The following is a 20507-nucleotide window of genomic DNA, read 5'->3' on the forward strand; positions in this document are numbered from 1 at the left end:
CGGGGAGCAGGCATGTGAGCAGCGCGTTGCCAGAGTATTATTTCCGGGTCCGCGAAAACGGCGCGGCGGTGTTTCGCGTCGATACCGAAAACCGCCAGCGCCGGATCGAGATGGACCAGATCGCCATCGTCAACATCCGCAACGGCGAGATCAAGCCGCAGGGTGACCGCATATTGTCGGAGGGCGACATCGCCGCCATCCGCGACTGGATGACGGACCGGATGCGCGTGCTGGCCCACCGCGACATCGACGACATCTTTCGCGCGGTGGATTACATGAACCTGACGGCGCAGTGGGTCCAGAGTCGCGCGACGGATGATCAGCTCGAGGCGGTCACCGACCGGCTGCTGCTGGCAATGCACGATCTGCGCAGCATCCTGGTGCGCAAGAAGGCCGACAGGATCGACCGCGACAGCTAGGCCGCCGCCGCCTGCGATCCGCGCAGCCGCCGGATCGACACGCCCCAGAAGCGGCCCATCAGCAACAGCCCTGCAAAGCCCAGCCCGATGACCAGCCCCAGCCAGACGCCGATGCCGTCGAGCCCGTACCGAAAGCCCAGCACGTAAGAGGCCGGGATGCCGATCGCCCAGTAGCTGAGACCGGCGAGGATCATCGGCACGCGCGTATCCTGCACCCCGCGCAGCAGCCCGAGCGCGACCACCTGGGCGCCGTCGACAAGCTGAAACAGCGCCGCCATCGCCAGCAGCCCCACCCCGATGGCCAGGATCGCCCCCCGCGCCGGTTCATCGTCCTGCATGAAGAGCGAGATCAGCGGCTCGGGCAGCAGCACGAAGAGCGCCATCGTCGCCAGTGCCGCGATCAGCGACAGGGCGATGACCACCCGTGCGCCGCGCGTCATATGCGCCAGGTCGCGCCGTCCGTAGGCGTTGCCCGCACGGATCGTGGCGACGTTGCTCAGGCCGACGTGGATCATGAAGGTCAGCGATGTGAGCTGCATCGCGATGCCGTGGGCGGCCAGCGGAACGGTGCCGAGCCATCCCATCATCACCGCCGAGGCCGCGAACAGCCCCACTTCGCTGAGGTTGGTCAGGCCGATCGGCCAGCCCAGGCGGAACACCTGGCCCAGCATGTCCCAATCCGCGCGCCACAGCCGCACGAACATCGCATGCTGCGGCAAGGCGTAGCGCACGTAGATCGCCACGCCCAACAGCGACACGGTCTGCGTGCAGAGCGAGGCGATGGCCGCCCCCAGCAGGCCCAGTTCGGGGGCGCCCCAGTTGCCGAAGATCAGCGCGTAGTTGGCCAGCGCGTTGACCACGGCGGCCAGTACGGTGATCCACAGCACGACCTGCGTGCGCTCCAGCGCGGCCAGATAGCTTTTGAGGACCATCACCAGAAGGGCGGGCAGGATGCCGACGCCTGCGACCGTCAGGTAGCGCGCGGCGTCGGCGGCGACCTGCGCCGTCTGGCCCATCGCCAGAAACAGCGGTTCCGACCAGATCATCAGCGGCAGGACGGCGATGCCGAAGCCGATCGACAGCCACAGCCCCATGCGCGTCGCGCGGCGCAGGCCGACCTCGTCGTTCTTGGCCAGATAGGAGGCCACCATCGGCATCACGGCCCAGGCGAATCCCGATCCGAACAGGAACAGCGTGAAAAACATCGTGCTGCCCAGCGTCACGGCGGCCAGCGCGTCGATGCCGTACCAGCCCAGCATGACCGTATCGGTGATGCCGATGGCCATCTGTGCCAGGTGCCCGCCGATCAGCGGCAGGCCGAGCACCGCGATCGCGCGGGCATGGGCGGGATATGTCATCGTTGCGGTCATGGTCCTGTGCCTTAGTGCAGGCGGCGGCGCGCGAAAAGGGGGGATCGTCGATCATGCCGCGCGCCCCAGGTGCGTCACCTTGAATCCGGCGGCAAGTTTCAGCCCGTATCCCAGCGCGCGGTCGGCGCCGATATGCACCATCCAAAGGCTGGTCATGGCGATCGCCCAGGGCTGCCCCGCGGCACCGGCCAGCGCGCCCAGCACCAGCGGCGCGGTATAGCTGTGCGCGATGTTGTAGCACAGCGCCCCGACGCGGGGGCCGCGCAGATAGCCCAGCATCGCGAGATCCGGCAGCAGCAGGCACAGCGCGAACACGCCCCAGCCCGCGCCCGTCGTGGCATAGACCCAGAGCGCGCAGAGCGCGATGGCCGCGCCTTCGATCCGCAAGGCGGCGCGGATCGCGGGCGTGGCGGTGGGTGGCAGGTGGGCGGAAGGGGGCGTGGTACCGGGTGTCATGGTCAGGTCTCCTGTGGGATTTGTGATCCATAGACTAGGGGCGGTACATCCTGTAAGGAATTGCCAAAAAGTGGCCAGTCGCCTATAATATTTTTATGAGCGCGCCTCTCCCCTCGCTGGATCTGATCCGCGCGTTTCGCGGCGTGATGGAGCACGGGAGCCTGTCGGCCGCGGCGCGGGCGCTGCGGCTGTCGCAGCCGACCGTGCGCCGACAGATCGAGATGCTGGAGCGTGACCTGGCGGTCAAGCTGTTCACCCGCGCGTCAAACGGGTTGACGCCGACGCCGTCGGCGGTGCGCCTGTTGCCGATCGCACAGGCCGTCGGATCGCAGGCCGAGGCCTTTGTGCGCGCGGCGACGGGTGACGCGCGGGCGCTGTCGGGCACCGTCAGGCTGAGCGCGAGCCGGGTGATGGCGGTGCATGTGGTACCGCAGGCGCTGGCCGGGCTGCGCGATCAGGCGTCGGGCATCACGGTGGAGTTGACCGCGACGGACGCGCCCGACAACCTGCTGCGGCGGGCCGCGGATATCGCCCTGCGCACCTTTGCGCCGAACCAGGCCGCGCTGGTGGTTCGTAAATTGCCGGACGTCGAAATCGGGGCCTTTGCGGCGCCGTCGCTGCTGGCGCGCGGCGTCGTGACCGATATTGCCCGCACCCCCTTTGTCAGCGACGACCGCAACCGCCTGTCGGACCAGGCGATGACCGCGGCGGGTCTGCCCCTGCCACGCCACGTGGCGTTGCGCAGCGACGATCCGGCCGCGCAGATCGCGGCCATCGTCGCGGGGCTTGGCGTGGGTTTGTGCCAAAGCGCCCTGGCCGGCCGGCTGGGGCTGGTGCGGGTCTGGCCGGAACTGAGCCACCGGATGCCGCTTTACGTGGCGATGCACGAGGATCAGCGCGACATCGCGCGCATCCGCTGCGTGTTCGATCATCTTGTGAAGGTCCTGCCGGGGCTGACCTGACCCGCGGCACGCCAAAGGCGACGTAGGGTCAACTCTTGATCCGTTCGGCAAACCTGTCAGTCTGCGGCAGAGTATTCACGCGGTGCGCCGCGCCCAGCCGGAGACGAGAATGACCCAGATCAAGACCCTTGCCACCGCAGCGACGCTTGGATCGCTGATGGCGCTGCCCGCATTGTCCAACCCGATCGACCTGGTGCGGCCCGACGCGCCCGAGCTTGCGCCCTTTGGCACATTGCCCATCGGCGTGCAGACGATGGAATTCACCCATCCCGGCCAGATCGACATTCTCAACACCACCGAAGGCAACGCGCCCAGCTATGACCGCAAGCTGACGGTCGAGGTCTGGTATCCGGCGGCGGACGGAACCGAGCCGGGCGGCGAATACACCGCCTTTCTGCGCGATGGCGCGACCGAGGTCACGCTGACGGGTCGCGCCGCGCGCGATGCCGCCCCTGCCAGCGGGGCAAGCTATCCGCTGATCGTGATCAGCCACGGCTATCCCGGCAATCGTTACCTGATGTCGCATCTTGGTGAAAACCTGGCCTCCAAGGGGTATGTCACGGTGTCGATAGACCACACCGACAGCACGTATTCCGACCAGGCGGCGTTCGGTTCGACCTTGCTGAACCGGCCGATCGACCAGCGGTTCGTGATCGACCAGATGGCCGCGATGGACGGCGATCTGGGCGCGATCATCGACGGCGACGTGGTCGGCGTGATCGGCTATTCGATGGGCGGCTACGGCGCGCTGATCTTTGGCGGGGCGGGGGTGACGCAGGCTTCGACCGAATACAGCTGGGGCACGCCCAACGGTCTGCTGGCGCGGCATCTGGCGGGGTCCGACACGCATGAGGCGCTGATCGACGACCGCGTCAAGGCAATCATCGCCATCGGGCCCTGGGGCAAGAACGCCGGCTTTTGGGACACCGAGGGGCTGTCGGGGCTGCGCAAGCCCACGCTGCTGATGGCGGGCGGATCGGACGACGTGTCGGTCTATGCCGCGATCCGGTCGATCTTTGAGGAGGCGCGGGGTACCGACCGGCACCTGCTGACCTTCGATCACGCCAACCACAACGCCGCCGCGCCGATGCCGGCCCCGAAAGAGGCCTGGCAGCCGGTCGATACCCTGGATTTCGTGCCGTTCGAGCATTACGCCGACGCCGTCTGGGACACCACGCGCATGAACAACATCGCCCAGCATTTCGCGACCGCGTTCATGGGGCTGCATCTGAAGGGCGATACCGGGATGCGGCCCTATTTCGACCTGATCGAGGATGCCAACAATGGCGTGATCGCGTTGGACGAAGAAGCCAATCCGACCGACGATCACACCTATTGGACCGGCTTTGCGCCGCGCACCGCCGCCGGCCTGCGGTTCGAGACGCAGCCCAAGGGCGAGTGACGGTGTCCTTCGGGTTTGTTCGGCCCGTGATGCCGCCCATGACAAGGAGAGCACGATGACCCGACGCATATTCAGATCCGCGACCCGGATGGTGGCGCTGGCGCTGTCTTGCGCCGCGCCTGCCCTGGCGCAGGGGCCAGACGGTGTGACCGCGATGTGTCTTGAGCGCGAGGAGACCGCGGAGGTCTGCGACTGCGCGGTGCAAGCGTTGCGCGACCAGATCGGCGCGGAGGACTACGCGCTTTATGCCGCCATCGGGGCCGATTACGTGGCGCGGCTGGCCGAGGGGGCGGGCCGGGTCGAGGCCTGGACCGATGCGAGCCAGGCCGTCGCCGACGAAAGCGGTCAGGGGCTGACGGCGCTGATGAGCCAGACCAACGACATCGGCCAAGCCTACCGCACGGCCATCAAGGACTGCCGCGGCTGATCCGTGGCGCAACAGGCGAGGCCGCGATGCAGACCGAAACCGTCACCCTGAACGGCCATCCTTTTTTCCTGCGGCGCTGGGGCGATCCCGCATTGCCCAGGCTTTTGATGCTGCATGGGTTTCCCGAATACAGCGGCGCCTGGGCAGAGCTGGCGCCCCTGCTGGCGGACCGCTTTCACTGCATCGCGCCCGATCAACGCGGCTATGGTCAAAGCTGGGCGCCCGAGGGGGTGGAGCATTACACGACCTCCAAGCTGGTGGCGGACATGGCGGCACTGATCGGCGGGGATGGCCCGGTGACGGTGCTGGGGCACGACTGGGGCGCGTCGGTGGCCTATGGCCTTGCGATGTTCCGGCCCGAACTGGTGGATCGGCTGATCATCGTGAACGGCGTGCACCCGGTGCCGTTTCAGCGCGCGATGGCGGCGGGCGGCGCGCAGTCGGAGGCGTCGCAATACATCAACGCGCTGCGCGCGCCGGGGTCCGAGGACCGTCTGGCGGCGGATGATTTTTCCAGGATGATGAAGCTTTTTTCGGCCAAGATGGGGCTGGACTGGTTGGCGGGCGAGCGGGCGCAGGCCTACCGCGAGGCCTGGGGCGATGCGAAACGGCTCGGGGCGATGATCAACTGGTATCGCGCCTCGCCGTTGCAGGTGGCCGATCCGGGCAAGCCCATCGAGATGCCGGACCTGCCGCTTGACCGGCTGGTCGTGCGCTGTCCGCATCTGCTGATCTGGGCGGCGGGCGACACCGCGCTTCTGCCCGTCTCGACCGAGGGGCTGGAGGAGTTTGCACCCGACCTCACGCGGGTGGAGATCGACGGCGCGGATCATTGGGTCGCGCATCAAAAGCCGCAGGAGGTGGCGCGGGCGATCCTCGACTGGGTGGGCTGACGGGTGGTGGCGCCCGGGGAGTGGAGGCCGCGGAGGCGGTTGCCGCCAACCGGCGGCCAAGATCAGGAGGTCGCGGCGCAGATGCCCCGCCCGAGCACGTAAGCCAGGCGGGGCGGTTTTTCTGAAACTCGCCCCGGAACGCGGCGACAGGCAGGGACACGAGAAGACCATGAAACCGAGACTGCTGGCCGCCATGCTTTTTGCCGCGGCGTTTCATGGCTCGCCCATGTTTGCGCAGACCGCCCTGCTGAACCGCACGCTGGCCGCCTGCCTGGACGGACCGGCGGCGCAGGACGACAGGCTGGACGCATTGCGGGCCCTGGGGTGGGCGCCGATCCCCGACAGGACGGCGGGCGCAGTGACCGAGATGTTCGCCGCGACCTATGCGGGCATCGCCGTCGGCCACGGGGCCGACAGCATCCGGACCTCGGAACAGGACGCGCGGGAGGTATTTTCCGCCAGGTACACGGGACAGCAGCCGAAGATCAGGGGCAGAAAGCCCGATCAGGCGACACATCTCGGAGGGTATCTTTCGCATCGGGATGACACGGGGGGCGTCGCGGTCTGGATGGTCGGGCCAAGCGCGGGGGCGGCAGGGTCGAAGACGGGCCGGCACCGGTTTTCGTGCATGATCGCCACCGATGACGCGTCCTTTGCCGGCGGGTTGATTTCGGGGGCGCGCAAGAACTCGTGGGATCCGGTCTACCTTGGCCGGCGCGGGGACGAGACGAGCGATGGAAAGGTCGTCCGCCGGACTTTCGAAGTGAGGGATCACACCGAGGTCGATTTCCCGCCGCGGCTGCGTGGCAAGTCGCCCCGGCGCTATCTTGTCCTGTCGGATCTGTCGGCCGAGCCCGCGCAATAGGCGATGCACAGACATCGCCCCGCTGACACCGCCCCGCTTTCACTGCTCCCTGCACCTGCCCCCGACACCGGCCCCCGACACCGGCGCGCGCAGATCAGTTGCCGCTGCGTCCTTCTTTGCGTATAAGGCTTGCCTGATGTCCGATCTTTTGCCCCCGTCCCGCGCCGCCGCAGCGCCCCAGCCAGAGGAGGCCGCGCCGGCGCTGCGCGTGCTGGACTGCCCCAACTGGATCTACCTGCTGCGCGAATTCGAGGCGCTGTACCGGTATGGATCGGCGGGCGGCAGCAAGGCCATTCGCGGGCACCGCAAGCGGGTGCGCGACCGGCTGTCCGCCGTGATCGCGGCCAACGCCGAAATCACGCCGCGCCCGCCCCAGACCAAGCCGGTGACCGCCCATTTCGCCCGCGCGCTGGACCTGGGCGAACGGGCCGCGATGCAGGGCATGGCCCGCGCCCTGCGCGAGGTGCGCGAGGATCTGACCTGGGAATACGGCTATGAGCGTGTGCCCAAGGCGCTGGCGCGCAAATATGCCTATTGCGAGATCCTTGGTCCGCAGGGCCCGGTTCAGGCCGACACGCTGGTGCTTGGCTTCGTGCTTTTTGCGCCCGGAACCACCTATCCGCAGCACAGCCATCACGACATCGAGGAAAGCTATATCTCGGTCGCGGGGGCATGGTCGGAAAACAACGCCGCGGTCTATGCGCCCGGATCGCTGATCCTGAACACGTCGGGCCACGAGCACCGCATCACCACCGGAGAGATGGACCCCTGCCTGCTGGCCTATGCCTGGACCGGATCGCGCGCGCGGCTGGCCGCGCCGGGGATGAAGCTGACGGCGACGCGCGGGGCGCGCAAAGGCTGAGACCGATGGGCGCGCGCCCCCTTCCCCCGCCCCGGGCGCTCTGCCATACTGCGGTCAAGCAAAACCAAGAGACGAGCAGCGCAGCATGACCGACCTTCTGTCCGGGGCCGAGCCCTCCGATTACGACGCCTCCTCCATCGAAGTGCTCGAAGGGCTGGAGCCGGTGCGCAAGCGCCCCGGCATGTATATCGGCGGCACCGACGAGCGGGCGCTGCATCACCTCGTGGCCGAAGTGCTCGACAATTCGATGGACGAGGCCGTGGCGGGCCATGCCAACCGGATCGAGGTGGAGCTGCTGGCGGATTATTCGGTGACGATCCGCGACAACGGACGCGGCATTCCGATCGATCCGCACCCCAAGTTCCCCCAGAAATCCGCTCTCGAGGTGATCCTGTGCACCCTGCATGCGGGCGGCAAGTTCTCTGGCGATGCCTATGAGACTTCGGGCGGCCTGCACGGTGTGGGCGCGTCCGTGGTCAATGCGCTGAGCGACAGCATGGTGGTGCAGGTCGCGCGCAACAAGGAGCTTTACGAGCAGCGGTTTTCGCGCGGCATCCCGCTGGGCCCGGTGGAAAAGGTGGGCGCGGCCCCCAACCGGCGCGGCACCACAGTGACGTTTCATGCCGACGAGCAGATCTTTGGCCATCACCGGTTCAAGCCCGCGCGGCTGTTCAAATCCATCCGGTCCAAGGCCTATCTGTTCTCGGGCGTCGAAATCCGGTGGAAATCCGCGATCGAGGATGGCGACACGCCCACCGAGGCGACGTTCCACTTTCCCGGCGGATTGTCGGATTACCTGACCGAGACGCTGGCGGGCGCCACCACCTATGCCGAGACGCCCTTTGCCGGGCGCGTCGATTTCCGCGAGAAATTCAATGTGCCGGGCAAGGTCGAATGGGCGATCAACTGGACGCCGGCGCGCGACGGGTTCCTGCAAAGCTATTGCAACACGGTGCCCACGCCCGAGGGCGGCACGCATGAGGCGGGGTTCTGGGCGGCGATCCTGAAAGGCATCCGCGCCTATGGCGAGCTGGTCAACAACAAGAAGGCCAAGGACATCACCCGCGACGACCTGGTGACGGGCGGCTGCGCGCTGGTGTCGTGCTTTATCCGCGAACCGGAATTCGTGGGCCAGACCAAGGACCGGCTGGCCACGGTGGAGGCGGCCAAGCTGGTGGAGAATTCGGTCCGCGACCATTTCGACAACTGGCTGGCGGCGGATACGAAATCGGCGGGGGCGATCCTCGATTTCCTGGTGCTGCGCGCCGAGGAGCGGATGCGGCGGCGGCAGGAGAAGGAAACCCAGCGCAAGACCGCGACGAAAAAGCTGCGGCTGCCCGGCAAGCTGACCGATTGCACCAGCAAATCGCGCGAGGGCACGGAGCTTTTCATCGTCGAGGGGGATTCGGCGGGCGGATCGGGCAAGGGGGCGCGCAACCGCAACACGCAGGCGCTGCTGCCCCTGAAGGGCAAGATCCTGAACGTGCTGGGGGCCGCGTCGAACAAGCTGGGCAGCAACGCCGAGATCAACGACCTCTGCGAGGCGCTTGGCGTCGGAATGGGCAGCAAGTTCAACCTCGACGATCTGCGCTATGACAAGATCATCATCATGACCGACGCGGATGTGGACGGCGCGCATATCGCGGCGCTGCTGATGACGTTCTTCTTTACCCAGATGCGGCCGCTGATCGACCACGGGCACCTGTACCTGGCCTGTCCGCCGCTGTTCCGGCTGACGCAGGGGGCCAGGCGGGTCTATTGCCTGGACCAGGCGGAAAAGGACATGTGGCTGGAGAAGGGCCTGGGCGGCAAGGGCAAGATCGACGTGAGCCGGTTCAAGGGTCTGGGCGAGATGGACGCGAAGGACCTGAAGGAGACCACGATGGACCCGGACACGCGCAAGCTGATCCGGGTGTCGATCGACGAGGACGTCCCCGGAGAGACCAGCGACCTGGTCGAGCGCCTGATGGGCAAGAAGCCGGAGCTGCGGTTCCAGTACATCCAGGAGAACGCGCAGTTCGTGGAGGAGCTGGATGTTTGAGGGTTCTTGAGAAAATCTTGCTACAACTAGCTTTGATCATAGCATCTCGACGACCGATTCCTAGAATGTACAGCTTAGGTGTCGACAGTCCACAATCGCAACACTACGTTGGGGTCGCAATTGAGGATAACACAAATCCTAAGCTACGCTTTGTGGTGCAAAAGCGATTCATGCCTTCACTAGATCGGTTTCAAGGGCGGTACTATGTTGATGGAATGGATGAGCCCAAGGACGCTTGTATTTCCCTCACATGGCTATCGACACCTAAGGTCAAGATTACCAGAATTTATGGTTCACTTCAGTTAGACTATGATTCAACCCTCAAATTTCTTGGTCAAACTGCAACCCTCAAACACATCAGAATTTTTCGCCGTCAGCGACGTGACCAACGGCAGTTCAACAAGAACTTCCGCTTCAGCGCCGAGTTGGCTGAAACGTTAAGAAAACTGTTTCAGTGGCAAGAAAGCCGGGCCAGAAAGCGGGCCGAGATGACTTGGGATTGGAATTTCAATGCGTTGGATGCAATGAATGCCCTGTATCCGACTGAAATATGGGGGCATAAAGACAACAACTTCTTCTTTTTGAGATTTCAATTGGCGCTGGACGCGCTTGTGTCAAACGGCGATCTAGAGAGAACCTCAGGTGAAACCAACAATTACAAGCTTTCACCAAAAGCATTAAAAACACTCTCAGATATCGAAATAGAAAAATCGCGCCATCAAGACAGCGCTAAATCGACATTATGGCTTGTCATTCTGACCGGTGTAATCGCTTTTTTTGCGTTAATTGAAGCGTTTCAATAATATTAGGTGCAAATTCCCGAGTCTCTGCTTCGGCCCGTGCCCGACCTTCCCCACGGGAAGGGCGCAAAACACGCCCCTTGGGCTAAAGCCCCCTGCCGCCTCAAACTCTCGCTCGGAAAGTATGAGGCCGCATTCGGACGGTGGGACGCGGCCCTGTGAGACAGAATCGACGTGACAGGACGCACAGCCCGACCGCTCCGACGAAAGCCCCTTCCCCGGCGGGGAAAGGAAGGGGCTATCTGCGCGATGCGCAGATGGGGATGAGCCTCTCTGCCGCTCCGGACAGCACCCCCCATGCGCGGCCTATCCAAACGGGCTGACGCGCTCTAGGCTTGGGCAACGCCATCGCACCGAAAGCCCCGCCATGACCCCTGCCCTCGCCCAAGCCTTCTTGTCCGAGAACTTTGCGCCCTGGGTGCTGGCCCTGAACCCGACCGTGACAGAGATCGGCGAGCGCGGAACCACGCTGAGCATTCCGATCACGCCCGAACTGAACCGCACCGGCGGGATCGTGTCGGGACAGGCGATCACCGCGCTGGCCGATACCGCGATGGTGCTGGCCTGCGGCGGGCACCTGGGCGCGATGACGCCTGTGGGCACGGTCACGCTCGACACGCAGTTCCTGCGCCCGGCCAGCGGCGACGGCCTGCGCGCCGTGGCCGAGGTGACGCGCGCCGGGCGCAGCATGATCTTTGCCCGCTGCACCGTGATCGCGGAGCCGCGCGGCACGCCCGTGGCGATGGCCACCGCCACCTTCGCGCGCTGAGGCGCCGCGCGCGGCCCACGGTGATTTGACTTGCAGCCGCGCGCGCATCGCGGCTTACTGGGCCGCATGCGCCGCCTGCTCGCCTCCCTGCTGATCCTGAGCCTCGTCGCCGCCTGCGGGCGGCCGCTGACCCCGTCCGAGCGCGCCTTTGCCGCCACGATCCACGGCTCGGCGCTGGATCTCGATGCGGTCCGGCTGGTCGATGGCGCGCCCACGCGGGCGGTGACGTTCCGGCGCAAACCGCGCCCGCGCACCACCTGCCGCGAGCTGATCCTGCCGCCGCAGAAAGACGAGATCGTGACATCGAAACCCGCCGCGGTGGCGTTGTTCAATACCGTGCTGTGGGACCGCGACTGGTATCTCGACGACTACCTGCCGGAGTATCCCGACCGGATCGGGCTGATTGCCGCGATGCTGCTGGCGCATGAGCTGACGCATGTGTGGCAATGGCAAAACCGCGCCACGACGGGCTATTCGCCGCTGCGCGCCGCGTCAGAGCATAATCCCGGCGCCGATCCCTATCTATTCGAACTGGACGCCGCGCCGAAGTTTTCGGACTTCGGCTTCGAGCAGCAGGGATCCATCGTTGAGGAGTTCGTCTGCTGCCGCGCGCTGGACCCGCAGGCGCCGCGGACACGGCGGCTTCATGCGCTGATCGGACAGGCGATGCCGGTCGCCCCCCTGCCCCAGTCGCGGCCCCAGGACGTGGGCCTGCCTTGGGACGGGGTCCAGTTGCAGGGCATATGCGGGTGATGCATGCCGTCAGGGAAACACGCCGTCGATATGCGGTGCGACATGACCCGACCAGCCGTGCGGCGTGCGGGGCGCAGGGTCGGCGCAGGCGGTAAGGAGGGTCAGCCCCAGAAGGCTGGCGCAGAGGATGAGAATGGAACGTGACATGGCACTACTCCTGATCTGGTGACGCTGTATCGGGGGGTGCGTGCAGTCTTGCCCTTATTGCCGCGTCTCTCCATGATCCAGATCACACAACGCACCGAAAAGGAGAGACGCCCTTGGCCCATTATGCGATCATCATGCTGCTGGCGGGGGTCGGTATCCCGCTGCTGGCGGCGCTGAACGCGGCGCTTGGCGTGCGCATCGCGTCGCCGTCGGCGGCCGCGACGGTTCTGTTCGCGATCGCGTTTCTGGCCAGTGCGGCGGTGATGATGGCCACCGGCGGTCCGCAGGCCCTGGCCAAAATCGCGGCAGCGCCGCGCCATTTGCTGCTCGCGGGGCTGTTCGTGGCCTTCTATGTGCTGTCAGTGACCTATATCGCGCCGCATTTCGGGATCGGCAACGCCATCTTTTTCGTGCTGCTTGGGCAGTTGATCAGCGCCGCGGCGATCGACCATTTCGGACTGTTCGGGGCGCGGGCTGCGCCGCTGGACCTGGCGCGGACAGCCGGGATCGCGATGATGGCGGCGGGGGTCTGGCTGACCCAGCGGGGCTGATGCCTAGCCGGCGCCTGCGGCAAGACGGGTGACCAGCGCCCAGACGTCATCGGGGACATCGACGGGGTCTTGCTCGGTGCGGAACTGGCCCGGCAGGCGTGCGCCCTCGTCCTGGGCCACGGCGGCGGCAAGGCGCACCATCCGGTCCGAGAAATCGGGCGAGGCGCTGGGATCGATCAGGATGTAGTACTGGCCCAGATCGTGCGGCGGCCCTTCGGGCGCTTTCAGGGGGCCCACGTCCCTGGACAGCACGCCGCCCGTCATGCCCGCCGCCAGCACCTCGGCCATCAGGCCAAAGCCCCAGCCCTTGGCCCCGCCCGCCGACACCAGCGAGCCCTTGAGCGCCGCGTCGGGGTCGGTGGTGGGGCGGCCTTGCGCGTCGAGCGCCCAGCCTTCGGGGATCCGCTCTCCGGCGGTCTTGGCCATGGTGATCTTGCCAAGCGCCACGGCGGTGGTCGATTGATCGAAGTGCAGGGCCAGCCCGCCGTGGCCGTCCGGCACGGAAAAGGCGATGGGATTGGTGCCGATCACGCGGGTCTTGCCGCCCGGCGGCGCCACGATGGGCGAGGCATTGGTCATGCCGATGGCGATGCAGCCCGCGCGGGCGATCTGTTCGGTGAAATACCCCAGCGCGGTGCAGGTATGGGCATGACCCACCGCCAGCGTCGCCACGCCGTATTGCCGCGCCGCATCGAGGCCGGGCGTCAACCCGTAGGCAAAGGCGGGCTGGGCAAAGCCCATCTGCGCATCCACGTGCACGGCGGCGGGGCGCAGGCAGGTCACCACCGGGGTCACATCCCCCCTGACCCGCCCCGAGCGCAGCTGCAGACAATAGCTTTCAAGGTAATACAGGCCGCAAATACGGTTGCCCGTCGCTTCGGCGCGGCGCACGGCGCGCGCCACCTCGGCGGCGGCAAAGGGGTTCGCGCCATGGGCGGCCAGGGCGGCCTGCGTCCGTGTCTCGATCTCCGACAGGCTGATGCTGGCCATGACTCCCCTCCCGCGCGATGCTGGCGGTGAAGGATGCGCAAACAGATCCGCGCCGGTCAAGCCCCTTGGCGCAGGGCCGGCGCGCTAGGCCGCCGGGTCCAGTACGCGAATCCAGGCGTCGGGCACCTCTTCTGTGACGCCTTGCAGGGTGATCGTCGCCCCGGTGGTGAGCGTGATGACAAGCCCGGCGGTCGTCACCGTCTGGTCGCTCACCCCGGTCGTTTCGGGCGTGTCGGTCTCGATCACGAGGCCGTCTTCGTCGCGGTTGAAATCCGTCACCGTCACGTTGCCGCTCACGTCGCCGATCACGACGAAGGCGTCGCCGCCCGCGCCGGTATCGTCATCGCCCAGAAAGAGGGAATCGTCGCCTTCGCCGCCGTCGAGCGTGTCGGCGTCCATGTCATCCTCGCGGGTCAGCACGCGAAAGCCGCCGAACAGCGCGTCGTCGCCGCCCCCGCCCGCGATCACATCGGCGCCGTCGCCGCCGATCAGCGTGTCGTCGCGCAGGCCGCCGGTCATCGTGTCCATGCCGCCCGAGAAATCGATGAAATTGCGCACCGCGTCGGAGCCTTCGAACACCTCGTCGGCGTCCGTGCCGCGGTCCACGTTCAGCGGCGTGTCGCCGGCCGTCGATCCGCGTGCCTCGACGCTGCGGAATTCCAGCGGCGTGCCCTCGATCCCGACTGGACCGGGCGGCGGCGCCGCCTCGTCGCCTTCCAGGTCGTCCTCGTCCTCGCCATGCGAATCGAACACCGCAAGCAGAGGCCCGGCCATCGCGACGAGCATGATCATCAGTGGGGTCATGGGACACCTTGTTCCAGTTTCACCCCAGTATGGTGGGAACAATGGTTAAGAAATGACGAACGCCCGGCACCGCAGAGGCATTTCGGGCCGTCGACGACGTCCCTGTCCGCCGCCTGTGGGCCGCCGCGCGCACCCCGTGGCGATCAGACCGGCACGAGCGCCCCTGTGTCGAGCCGCAGTTGCCGGTCCATGCGTGCCGCGAGGTCCAGGTTGTGCGTGGCGATCAGCGCCGACAGGCCGGTGTCGCGGACCAGCCCCATCAGCGTGCCAAAGACCTGATCCGACGTGCCGGGATCGAGGTTGCCCGTCGGCTCGTCCGCCAGCAAGAGCCGGGGCCGGTTGGCCAGCGCCCGGCAGAAGGCGACCCGCTGCTGTTCGCCGCCCGACAGGGCCGCGGGCCGGTGGCCGGCGCGGGCGCCGATGCCCACATGCTCCAGAAGCTCCATCGCGTAGGCATCCGCCGCGCGGCGCGACACGCCGTTGGCAAGTTGCGGCAGCACGATGTTTTCCTGCGCCGAAAACTCCGGCAGCAGGTGGTGGAACTGGTAGATGAAGCCGACATCCGCCCGACGCACCGCCGTGCGCCGCCGGTCGCCCAGGCCGGTCATGTCCTCGCCCGCGATGGCCACGGTGCCCGCGTCCGCCGTATCCAGAAGCCCCGCGATATGCAGCAGCGTCGATTTGCCCGCCCCCGAGGGGGCCACGAGGGCCACGACCTCGCCCGGGGCCACGGCAAGGTCGACGCCGCGCAGCACCGCGACCTCGTTGGGTTGGCCGGGGTTGTAGGATTTGGCGATGCCCGACAGGCGCAACACGGGATCATTCATAACGAAGCGCCTCGACCGGGTTCATGCGCGCGGCGCGGCGCGCGGGAAAGATGGTGACCACGAACGACAGGCCCAGCGACAGGGCCACCGCGGACAGCACGTCCTCGAGCCGCAGTTGCGCGGGCAGCGCATAGATGCCGCGAATGGACGGATCCCAGACGCCGCCGCCCATCGCCATGTTCACGAAGGCAAAGATCGGATCGATGTAGAGCGCGAACAGGCAGCCCAGCACCACCCCCGCCACGGTGCCGATCAGGCCGGTGAACGCCCCGCAGATGAAGAACACCCGCAGGACCGACCCTTCGGTCAGGCCCATGGTGCGCAGGATCCCGATGTCGCGGCCCTTGTTCTTGACAAGCATGATCAGGCCCGAGACGATGTTCATCGCGGCAATCAGCACCAGGATCGACAGGATGATGAACATCACGTTGTCCTCGACCTCGAGCGCGCGCAGGAAGCTTCCCGACGCGTCGCGCCAGGTCCAGATCTGGCTGCGCTCGCCCGCGACCTGCAACAGGGACGGCGTGAGCTCGTCCACCGCGTCGGGATCTTCGACCATGATTTCGAGCTCATCGGCCACGCCCTCGCGGTTGAAGAACGTCTGCGCCTCGGCAAAGGGCAGGTAGGCGCGCGTGCGGTCGATGTCGTAGCGACCGGCGGTGAAGATATAGACGACCTCGTAGGCGTTGACCCGCGGGCTGGTGCCAAAGGCGGTCTTCACGCCGTTGGGCGAGATGATCTTGATCGTGTCGCCGATATCCGCGCCCAATTCCTGCGCCACGCCCGAGCCGATGGCGATGCCGCGCTCGAAATCGGCGATGTCGCCCCGGGCCGCTTCGGGGCTGGCGATGCGCGGAATGGTTTTCAGGTCCTGCGCCGCGATGCCGTAGATCGCGATGCCGGCGTTGCGGTCGCGCATGTTGGCCATCACCTGCCCGCGCACCAGCGGCGCGACGCGGGTCACGCCCGGCACCTGTGCGACGCGGGCCGCCATCTCGGCATAGTCGGGGATGGTGCGGTCGATGCGGCCCGATTGCGACACTTCGCCCAGGTTGTAGACCGTGACATGCGCGTTCGCGCCCAGGATCGTGTCGACGAATTCGGCGCGAAAGCCCGAGCGGACCGCCAGCGTCGCGATCAAGGCAAAGACCGCCAGGGTAATTCCCAACAGGCTGATCCAGGTCATCACGCTCACGCCGCCCTCGGCGCGGCGGGCGCGCAGGTAGCGCCATGCGATCATCCACTCAAAGGCGGCAAAGGGCGCGGGGGTCTTGGCCATAACGGGTCCTGCTCGTGCGTTCGGCGCAACCTGATACCTTGCGTGCGGGGGGTCAAGCCACCATTCGCGCGGGCGGCGGGCTTTCCCCTGCGGCGCGCGCTTCCCCAGACCGATGGGCGCCCGCTCCCGAAAAATGGCAGCGCCATTTTGACGGGGCATGTCGTGCGGCGCAGCCGCGCCTTAGGATCACGCCCTGCGCCGCCGCCGCCGCAAGGGAGCCGCGCCGATCATCACCGCACTCATCCCCGCAAGCGCCCCGATTCCGCCGAACACCGCACCCGCGAAATTCAACGGCAGCGCCGGCTGGTACGCCGACCAGGCCCGCGCCGCGATCTCCCGGTCGCGCAGCCGCGCCCCGTGGTAGGCGCGCATGAAGGGTCCGTGCCGCTCCAGCACCGCCAGATCGGCCCTGAGCCGGGCGTGCCGCGCGAATGTGGCTTGCATGTCGGCGCGGCGACGCTCGACGAACGCGGTGCCGGCCATCTGCTCCAACGCGGCGGCGCGGCTCAGGTCCAGCGCCGCCGCGGAGGCATCGAAATCCGCCACGACGCGGCTCAATTCGTCCACGGCACCGCCCAGCCGCTGGACGTATTGCTGCGCATACTCGGGAAATTGCGACAGGCCCGCCGCTCCGGTCAACCCGCCCGCCAGAACCAGCAGCCGAAGGATCATGATCCGCGATACTCCCCCAGGTCGTCGACCAGGTCGGGAATGCCCACCATCCCGCCCGCCCGGCGCAGCGCCGCGTCCGCGCCGAAGCGCCAGGCGGTCTTGCGCGCCGTGCGCCGCAGTTCCTTGGCCAGGCGGTAGGCGAAGGGCCCCCTGGATTTGGGGTGGTTCACCGCGTGGTCGGCGGTGCGCTCGCTTGTGCTGACCGTCACGTCCAGCGCGGCGGCGCGCGCGCGGTCGGAAAACATCGTCTGCACCGCCAGCGCGGGCATGCATTGCCACAGGCGCAACCCGGCGGTCGGGTCAAAGACGAAATCGTCCAGGTGGTCGCAATAGCATTCGGACCGCGCCAGCAGGGCCGCGGCCGCAGCGCGCGACAGCAGGTAGCATCCGGCGCTGGCCACGGTCTGCCGGATGGGGCGCAGCACGCCCTGCACGCCGGGCAAGGCCACGGCGGGGCCGAACCGCGCAGGCTGCGGCACGCCGTCGAGCTTGACCACGTCCCAGCCGATCCCGGCCCGCGGAACCGCCGACAGATGCGCGTCAAGCCGGGCGGACAACAGCATGTCGTCCTCGAGGATCATCGCGGCCTCGATCCGCTCGTCCACGATCCGTTGCCACAGCGCGCGGTGGCTTTCGAAACAGGCCACTTCGGAGGCCGTCATCTCCCACCGGGGGCCCCAGCGATGCGGCACGTAGCGGGGCGAAAGCGGCGCGCGGCGGGCATCCACCGCCGGCATCCGCGCGCTGCGGTCCGACAGCCCCGCCCGCGCCAGTTGCCCTTCCATGAAGGCGGCGCGTTCAGGCACGCGGTCGAGGTTGATGTAGAAGGCTGGCACCATCGCGATCAGTTTCCTTTTGCGGCGCGGGCCCGTCGCCAGGGCTGTAGCGCGCGGCGCAGCGATTTGCCAAGGCTGTGCGCCGCCGCCCGGCGCATCTGCGGCACACCCCGGTAGGCGCGCCACAACGCGAAGGTGACCGCGACCGGCATCGCCCCGGCGCGATACCAGCCCTTGAGATCCTCTTCGGAATAGCGTGACATATCCAGATGTGCGGCGAAATGCTTGCGCCAGACTGCGGCGTAATCGGCGGCGACGCGCTCATCGTCCGCGGTCAGCCCTCCGGTGTGAAAGACCGACACGCAGGCGTCGACCTGAACGCCGGTTGCGCCGGAGGCGATCATGCGGAAAAACAGGTCGTAATCGGCAGCCACAGGAAATTGCGTATCATGCCCGTCCAGATCGACAAGCATCTGACGGTCGAGCAGGACGGCGTTGTGCGAAAACGGCATGCGCTGGAAAATCGCGTGGGTCGAGGTCCGCTTGAGGTGCCGCCGGTTGCCCGTGTCGTCGGTGCGCAGGTTCGATCCGTAGACAAAGCGCGAGCCCTCCGCCGCGCCGTCCAGCAGCCTGCCCAGCGTGTCCGGCCCGCCCAGCAGATCGTCCGAGTTCAGAAAGATGACGTAGCGCCCGCGCGCGCCGGCGATCGCCATGTTCATGCCGTCATAGAGGTTGGCATCGCGCTCCGACGTCCAGCGGATCGGCACCGCGCCGGGCTGCGCCGCGACCTGCGCCGCAAGCCCGGCGATCAGGTCCTGCGTGCCATCGGTGGAGGCCCCGTCCTGGATCACGTGCTCGATGTCGCGGCAGGTCTGTGCCTGAACGCAGTCCACGGCGGCGCGAAACCGCTGCTGGCGGCCCGCGTCGATCAGGTTGCGCGTCACCGTGATGACCGAGACGCGCGGCAGCGGTGACGGGCGGTGATCGTCGGGCGGGGCCATATCCAGAGCGTGCCTCCCTTACGGGCAGGGTCAGATGTAAGTGTGGAACGCCCGCTTGCCCATCATCTCGACATGCTGGGTGGTGCGGTGCCCGGTGTAGATGCCGTGCAGCTTTTTCACCGCCTCCTCGGGCGGCAGTTCCTCGCTTTCGCCGGTGCGGCGGTTGGTCAGTTCCACCACGCCGTTGGCCAGCCCGCGCGGCCCCACGGTGATCCGCCATGGCAGGCCGATCAGGTCCATCCGGGCGAATTTGCCGCCCGCGCGTTCGTTGCGGTCGTCATACAGCGCGTCGAGCCCGACCGCCGTGACGCTGGCATAGATCGCTTCGCAGGCGGCATCGGCCTCGGCGTCGCCCTGCTTGAGGTTGACGATGCCGACGTGGAACGGGGTCACGCCCTCGGGCCAGATGATGCCCTTGTCGTCATGGCTCGCTTCGATGATGGCGCCCAGAAGGCGGCTTACGCCGATGCCGTGGCTGCCCATGTGGACCGGAACGGGCTTGCCGTCGGGCCCCTGCACGCGGGCGTTCATCGCCTCGGAATACTTGGTGCCGAAATAGAAGATCTGCCCTACCTCGATGCCGCGCGCGGTGCGGCGGCGCTCTTGGGGCACGGCATCGAACACCGCTGGGTCGTGGGTTTCGTCGGTGCGGGCGTAATGGGTGGTGAATTCGTCAAAGATGTCGCGGCACTGCTCGACGCTGTCGAAATCGACCTCGCGGTCGCCCAGCGCCAGATCGGTGATCGCCGCATCGTAGAACACTTCGCTTTCGCCGGTGTCGGCCAGCACCAGGAATTCGTGCGTGTCCTCGCCGCCGATGGGGCCGCTGTCGGCGCGCATCGGGATCGCCTTGAGGCCCATCCGTTCGTAGGTGCGCAGGTAGGTGACCAGGTGGCGGTTGTAGGCATGCATCGCCGCCTCGCGGTCGATGTCGAAGTTGTAGCCGTCCTTCATCAGGAATTCGCGGCCGCGCATCACGCCGAAGCGCGGGCGGACCTCGTCGCGGAATTTCCACTGGATATGATAGAGCGTCTTGGGCAGGTCCTTGTAGGAGCCGACATAGCTGCGGAAGATGTCGGTGATCAGTTCCTCGTTGGTGGGACCGTAAAGGATGTCGCGGTCATGGCGGTCGCGGATGCGCAGCATTTCGGGGCCGTAGGCGTCATAGCGGCCCGATTCCTTCCACAGGTCCGCCGATTGCAGCGTCGGCATCAGCATCGGGATATGGCCCGCGCGCTGCTGTTCCTCGTGAACGATGTTTTCCAGCTTGCGCAGCACCTTGAAGCCCAGCGGCAGCCACGAATAGATTCCGGCGGCCGACTGCTTTATCATGCCCGCGCGCAGCATCAGCCGATGGCTGACGATCTTGGCCTCCGACGGAGTTTCCTTGAGCACTGGCAAAAAATAGCGGGTCAGACGCATGGCACGGTCCTTTGTCAGG

Annotated in this window: 23 protein-coding genes; 12 read left to right on the plus strand and 11 right to left on the minus strand. The window is 66.9% G+C overall.

Annotated features, from left to right (window positions below; all coding sequences use genetic code 11):
* The first annotated feature begins 14 nt into the window (after positions 1-14).
* Entirely contained in the window at positions 15-419 is a 405-nt protein-coding gene (locus FDT80_RS16655; protein ID WP_138663453.1) for a hypothetical protein, read from the plus strand.
* Here the strand turns inward: FDT80_RS16655 and FDT80_RS16660 are convergent.
* Positions 416-1789, minus strand: coding sequence for an MATE family efflux transporter (locus FDT80_RS16660; protein WP_138663454.1), 1374 nt, complete (start codon positions 1787-1789; stop codon positions 416-418). The two genes, FDT80_RS16655 and FDT80_RS16660, sit on opposite strands and share 4 nt — an antisense overlap.
* Before the next feature lie 51 nt (positions 1790-1840).
* On the minus strand, positions 1841-2245 hold the full coding sequence (locus tag FDT80_RS16665) for a DUF4260 domain-containing protein (RefSeq protein WP_138663455.1): 405 nt from the start codon (positions 2243-2245) through the stop codon (positions 1841-1843).
* 95 nt (positions 2246-2340) lie between these two features.
* On the opposite strand from FDT80_RS16665, the gene FDT80_RS16670 reads away from it, so the two are divergent.
* The 10 genes from FDT80_RS16670 (at position 2341) to FDT80_RS16715 (ending at position 12019) form a co-directional block, all read left to right on the plus strand.
* Positions 2341-3207, plus strand: coding sequence for a LysR family transcriptional regulator (locus FDT80_RS16670; protein WP_138663456.1), 867 nt, complete (start codon positions 2341-2343; stop codon positions 3205-3207).
* 109 nt (positions 3208-3316) lie between these two features.
* Positions 3317-4609 carry an alpha/beta hydrolase family protein gene (locus FDT80_RS16675; RefSeq protein WP_138663457.1) on the plus strand — a complete coding sequence of 431 codons (1293 nt, stop codon included), beginning with the start codon at positions 3317-3319 and terminating at the stop codon, positions 4607-4609.
* 55 nt (positions 4610-4664) lie between these two features.
* A complete protein-coding gene (locus tag FDT80_RS16680; RefSeq protein WP_138663458.1) occupies positions 4665-5036 on the plus strand; it encodes a hypothetical protein in 372 nt (123 codons plus the stop codon).
* Positions 5037-5062: 26 nt separating this feature from the next.
* Positions 5063-5929, plus strand: a complete 867-nt coding sequence (locus FDT80_RS16685; protein ID WP_138663459.1) for an alpha/beta fold hydrolase — start codon at positions 5063-5065, stop codon at positions 5927-5929.
* Positions 5930-6098: 169 nt separating this feature from the next.
* Positions 6099-6794, plus strand: a complete 696-nt coding sequence (locus FDT80_RS16690; protein WP_138663460.1) for a hypothetical protein — start codon at positions 6099-6101, stop codon at positions 6792-6794.
* A 136-nt stretch (positions 6795-6930) separates the two neighbouring features.
* A complete protein-coding gene (locus tag FDT80_RS16695; RefSeq protein WP_138663461.1) occupies positions 6931-7656 on the plus strand; it encodes a dimethylsulfonioproprionate lyase family protein in 726 nt (241 codons plus the stop codon).
* 85 nt (positions 7657-7741) lie between these two features.
* Positions 7742-9697: a DNA topoisomerase IV subunit B gene (gene parE / locus FDT80_RS16700; RefSeq protein WP_138663462.1), complete on the plus strand. Its 1956-nt coding sequence runs from the start codon at positions 7742-7744 to the stop codon at positions 9695-9697.
* A 215-nt stretch (positions 9698-9912) separates the two neighbouring features.
* Positions 9913-10500: a hypothetical protein gene (locus tag FDT80_RS16705; protein WP_138663463.1), complete on the plus strand. Its 588-nt coding sequence runs from the start codon at positions 9913-9915 to the stop codon at positions 10498-10500.
* Between the two features lie 364 nt (positions 10501-10864).
* The gene (locus FDT80_RS16710; protein WP_138663464.1) at positions 10865-11266 is read left to right on the plus strand and encodes a PaaI family thioesterase; all 402 of its coding nucleotides are present in this window, start codon (positions 10865-10867) and stop codon (positions 11264-11266) included.
* Positions 11267-11332: 66 nt separating this feature from the next.
* Positions 11333-12019 (plus strand): hypothetical protein, encoded by a 687-nt coding sequence (locus FDT80_RS16715; RefSeq protein WP_138663465.1) that lies wholly within the window; start codon positions 11333-11335, stop codon positions 12017-12019.
* A 9-nt stretch (positions 12020-12028) separates the two neighbouring features.
* Here the strand turns inward: FDT80_RS16715 and FDT80_RS18940 are convergent, their stop codons facing one another.
* Positions 12029-12166 carry a hypothetical protein gene (locus tag FDT80_RS18940; RefSeq protein ID WP_170311915.1) on the minus strand — a complete coding sequence of 46 codons (138 nt, stop codon included), beginning with the start codon at positions 12164-12166 and terminating at the stop codon, positions 12029-12031.
* A 113-nt stretch (positions 12167-12279) separates the two neighbouring features.
* Between FDT80_RS18940 and FDT80_RS16720 the strand changes: the two genes are divergently transcribed.
* Positions 12280-12717: a DMT family transporter gene (locus FDT80_RS16720; RefSeq protein WP_138663466.1), complete on the plus strand. Its 438-nt coding sequence runs from the start codon at positions 12280-12282 to the stop codon at positions 12715-12717.
* Positions 12718-12720: 3 nt separating this feature from the next.
* On the opposite strand, the gene FDT80_RS16725 is transcribed toward FDT80_RS16720, so the two are convergent.
* The 8 genes from FDT80_RS16725 to proS form a co-directional block, all read right to left on the minus strand.
* Positions 12721-13707 carry an Ldh family oxidoreductase gene (locus tag FDT80_RS16725; protein ID WP_138663467.1) on the minus strand — a complete coding sequence of 329 codons (987 nt, stop codon included), beginning with the start codon at positions 13705-13707 and terminating at the stop codon, positions 12721-12723.
* 84 nt (positions 13708-13791) lie between these two features.
* Positions 13792-14511, minus strand: coding sequence for a calcium-binding protein (locus FDT80_RS19115; RefSeq protein ID WP_138663468.1), 720 nt, complete (start codon positions 14509-14511; stop codon positions 13792-13794).
* A gap of 143 nt (positions 14512-14654) precedes the next feature.
* Entirely contained in the window at positions 14655-15338 is a 684-nt protein-coding gene (locus FDT80_RS16735; RefSeq protein WP_138663469.1) for an ABC transporter ATP-binding protein, read from the minus strand.
* Positions 15331-16617 (minus strand): lipoprotein-releasing ABC transporter permease subunit, encoded by a 1287-nt coding sequence (locus FDT80_RS16740; protein WP_138663470.1) that lies wholly within the window; start codon positions 16615-16617, stop codon positions 15331-15333. Before FDT80_RS16740 ends, FDT80_RS16735 begins: the two co-directional genes overlap by 8 nt.
* Positions 16618-16803: 186 nt before the next feature.
* Entirely contained in the window at positions 16804-17289 is a 486-nt protein-coding gene (locus FDT80_RS16745; protein ID WP_138663471.1) for a DUF2937 family protein, read from the minus strand.
* Complete coding sequence (locus tag FDT80_RS16750) at positions 17286-18128, minus strand: glycosyltransferase family 25 protein (RefSeq protein ID WP_138663472.1); 843 nt, start codon at positions 18126-18128, stop codon at positions 17286-17288. The genes FDT80_RS16745 and FDT80_RS16750 overlap by 4 nt, the downstream gene beginning before the upstream one ends.
* Before the next feature lie 5 nt (positions 18129-18133).
* Positions 18134-19066 carry a glycosyltransferase gene (locus FDT80_RS16755; protein WP_138663473.1) on the minus strand — a complete coding sequence of 311 codons (933 nt, stop codon included), beginning with the start codon at positions 19064-19066 and terminating at the stop codon, positions 18134-18136.
* Positions 19067-19096: 30 nt separating this feature from the next.
* A complete protein-coding gene (proS, locus tag FDT80_RS16760; RefSeq protein WP_138663474.1) occupies positions 19097-20488 on the minus strand; it encodes a proline--tRNA ligase in 1392 nt (463 codons plus the stop codon).
* Positions 20489-20507 lie beyond the last annotated feature (19 nt).

Source organism: Sulfitobacter sabulilitoris (assembly GCF_005887615.1).
In the GTDB taxonomy this organism is placed as follows: domain Bacteria; phylum Pseudomonadota; class Alphaproteobacteria; order Rhodobacterales; family Rhodobacteraceae; genus Sulfitobacter_E; species Sulfitobacter_E sabulilitoris.